The organism is Mycobacterium sp. TH-M15 (assembly GCF_057473705.1).
In genome coordinates this window covers 1-2,092 of the sequence record NZ_JBYCLB010000405.1, presented here as the reverse complement: position 1 = coordinate 2,092, position 2,092 = coordinate 1, and the positions used below count along the sequence as shown (strand labels likewise).

The following is a 2,092-nucleotide window of genomic DNA, read 5'->3' as shown; positions in this document are numbered from 1 at the left end:
GCACGACCTGGGCCTGATCGGCCGCGGGGCGATCAGCACGCCGGCTCGCGCGCTGATCGCCGCGAACGGGGCCGACAACACCGACGACACCGTCGCCGCGATGAACCGGGTGCTGCCCAAACCGATCGACCACTTCCTCGTGCAGGCCGACCTGACCGTCGTGGTGCCCGGCCCGCTGGAGCGCGGGCTGGCCGAGGAGCTGGCCACCGTGGCCCGGGTCGAGTCGGCCGGGGCGGCGATGGTGTACCGGATCAGCGAGCAGACCATCCGGCACGCCCTGGATGTCGGCCGAACCGGTGCCGCTCTGCACCGGTTCTTCGAGGAGCACTCGAAAACACCGGTGCCGCAAGGGCTTACCTATCTGGTAGACGATGTAACCCGTCGGCACGGTCAGCTGCGGGTCGGCATCGCCACATCGTTCGTCCGGTGCGAGGATCCGGCCCTGCTGGCTCAGGCGGTCGCCATCCCGACCGCCGAGCAGCTGGGCCTGCGGGTGCTGGCGCCGACGGTGGCGGTCGCCCAGGCCCCGATCGGTGAGGTGCTGGCCGCGCTGCGGTCCGCCGGCTTCGCCCCGGCCGCCGAGGACACCACCGGGATGATCGTCGACATCCGGCCGCGCAGCGCTCGGGTGCCGACCCCGCAGCACCGCCGTCACCCGGTCACCGGCCCGAGCGCCGAGTCGCTGCGGGCGCTGGTCGACGTGCTGCGCAAGACCACCGTGGCGCCGTTCGGCAGCGCCCGGGTGGACCCCGCGGTTGCGGCCGCGGCGCTGCACCGGGCGGCGTACGACGGTGCGTCCGTGGTGATCGGCTACCTGGACCCGGCGGGTGTGGCGACCCGGCGGATGGTGTCGCCGGTCAGCGTTCGCGGTGGGCAGTTGGTGGCGTTCGATTCGGCCTCCGGCCGGTTGCGCGACTTCGCCATCCATCGGATCACCTCGGTGGTTCACGCCGAGGCGGAGCGCAGCGATGCCGGGGATCGGCGCTGACGGCACCATCGGCTCCCTGCGGCCCGCGGATCCCGCTAAAATGCGTAGCTGGTCGCCTTTTCCGGGAGGAGTGTCGGACCTATGGCCAAGCCGGTGGATGGAGAGTCCCCGCGCCTGCACGTCGACCCTGAAGAGCTGCACCTCACCGCGGGACGGCTGGACAGCCATGCGTATGACTTTCTGACCACCCACTTCGGGGCGCACTCGCTGGCGAGCGTGCTGGATCTGGGTTCCGGCTCCGCGGCGGCCGCGCGGCTGCAGATGCTGGCCGCCTGGGCCGACGACGGCGTTCGGTTCGGCGAACGCTACACCGCGCACGCCGACGGCCATCGCAACGCGGCGAATCGGCACACCGGAGCCGACCAGCACGGCGCCGCCGAGATGCGCGACCTCACCTCGGGGTTGTGAGTCGGCCGCATGGGGCTGACCCTGCAGGAGCTGTTGGATTGGGTTCCAGAGATCTCCGAGCTGGCCAAACACACCCGGGTGGCCGCGGTCAACCATGGCAGCGCGGCGGACTTCCTCAAGGACCTGGCCAAGGCATCCAACTGGGAGGGCCGCGGCGGGGACGCCGCGCGCTCGGCGATGCTGATGACCGCCTTTCACCACGACCCGTCCCAGCAGAATCTGACGCTGGCCGCCCTGGGTATGCGACGCGCCGAGCTCGACGCCGAGGCGCTGCGCGCCAAGGTCAAGACCGACATCCTTGGCTACGCCGGTGAGAAACCGGCCGTAGCCGTCGACACGACGACCAACTCGGTCATTGCGCCGGACACCACAGGTCTGGATGAGAAGGCGGCCAAAGAGATCGACGACAAGGTGTCGGTCCTGAAGCAGCGGATCGCCGACGCGCTGACCGAAGGCGAACGCATCGACCGGTTGTTGACCGCCTCGATCGCCTACGCGGCGGGCATGCAGCAGCCCGGTCAGGCCGAGAACCAGGGCCCGATCGCCGGCACCGGCGCTATCCCGGCATCCGCGACATCGGCGCGGCCGCCCGCGGGGGGGTAGGCCCCTTTTGCGGCGGGCGGGACGTGGCGAGAGTCGGGGGTTGTTTAGCCCGCGACCAGGGGGGCGCGGGGGCGCCATAACCCGCCGGGGCGG

At 71.4% G+C, this 2,092-nt stretch carries 3 protein-coding genes; all 3 read left to right on the top strand.

Annotated elements, in window-relative coordinates:
- On the top strand, nt 1-988 hold a 988-nt coding region (locus AC2VNT_RS09900; protein ID WP_486946690.1), incomplete at its 5' end, for a helicase-associated domain-containing protein.
- Nucleotides 989-1,069: 81 nt separating this feature from the next.
- Nucleotides 1,070-1,396 carry an ESX-1 secretion-associated protein gene (locus AC2VNT_RS09895; protein WP_486946689.1) on the top strand — a complete coding sequence of 109 codons (327 nt, stop codon included), beginning with the start codon at nt 1,070-1,072 and terminating at the stop codon, nt 1,394-1,396.
- A gap of 9 nt (nt 1,397-1,405) precedes the next feature.
- On the top strand, nt 1,406-1,999 hold the full coding sequence (locus AC2VNT_RS09890; protein ID WP_486946688.1) for a hypothetical protein: 594 nt from the start codon (nt 1,406-1,408) through the stop codon (nt 1,997-1,999).
- Nucleotides 2,000-2,092: the final 93 nt, after the last annotated feature.

What these genes read in the sequence shown, in the direction of transcription:
- AC2VNT_RS09895 (WP_486946689.1), top strand. Translation starts at nt 1,070, where the DNA reads ATGGCCAAGCCGGTGGATGGAGAGTCCCCGCGCCTGCACGTCGACCCT.
- AC2VNT_RS09890 (WP_486946688.1), top strand. Translation starts at nt 1,406, where the DNA reads ATGGGGCTGACCCTGCAGGAGCTGTTGGATTGGGTTCCAGAGATCTCC.